The sequence below is a fragment of the Deltaproteobacteria bacterium genome (assembly GCA_011773515.1).
Classification (GTDB): domain Bacteria; phylum Desulfobacterota; class Deferrimicrobia; order J040; family J040; genus WVXK01.
In genome coordinates, this window is sequence record WVXK01000039.1 from 24343 (window position 1) to 24931 (window position 589).

Consider the following 589-nt stretch of genomic DNA (forward strand, 5'->3'; position numbering starts at 1 on the left):
TCCTTGGCCTTCCAGGTCAGGTAGAAAGGGTCTATGGGAATGCAGTGCCCCCCGAGGCCGGGGCCCGGGTAGAATGGCTGAAAGCCGAAGGGTTTCGTGCTCGCGGCGCCGATAACCTCCCAGATGTCCACGCCCATCCTGTCGAAGATGACCTTCATCTCGTTTACGAGGGCTATGTTCACCGCCCGGTATATGTTCTCGAGGAGCTTCGAGCCTTCTGCGACCCGCGTGGAGGAGACGGGCACGGTGGAGACCACCACCTGGCGGTAGAGGTGGTCGACCACGGTCAGGCACCGTTCGGTGATTCCCGCGACGACCTTGGGAATGGTGCGGGCTGTGTATTCCCGGTTGCCCGGGTCTTCCCTCTCCGGGCTGTACCCCAGGAAGAAGTCACGGCCCACGGTCAGCCCCGTCTCGAGAAGGAGGGGCAGCATCTCCTCGTCTGTCGTTCCCGGATAGGTGGTGCTCTCCAGTATCACCACATGGCCTTTTCTCAAATGCTCCCGGATCTTCAGGGTCGTGTCGATTACGTAGGACAGGTCGGGCTCCCGGTGTCTTCCAAGGGGCGTGGGAACGCAGAGTATGATCG

General features: G+C 61.5%; 1 pseudogene (cut by a window edge). It reads right to left on the bottom strand.

Features of this window, described 5'->3' with window-relative positions:
- Window positions 1-589 (bottom strand): annotated as a pseudogene (locus tag GTN70_04155) (nucleotide sugar dehydrogenase) (it continues 228 nt past the right edge of the window).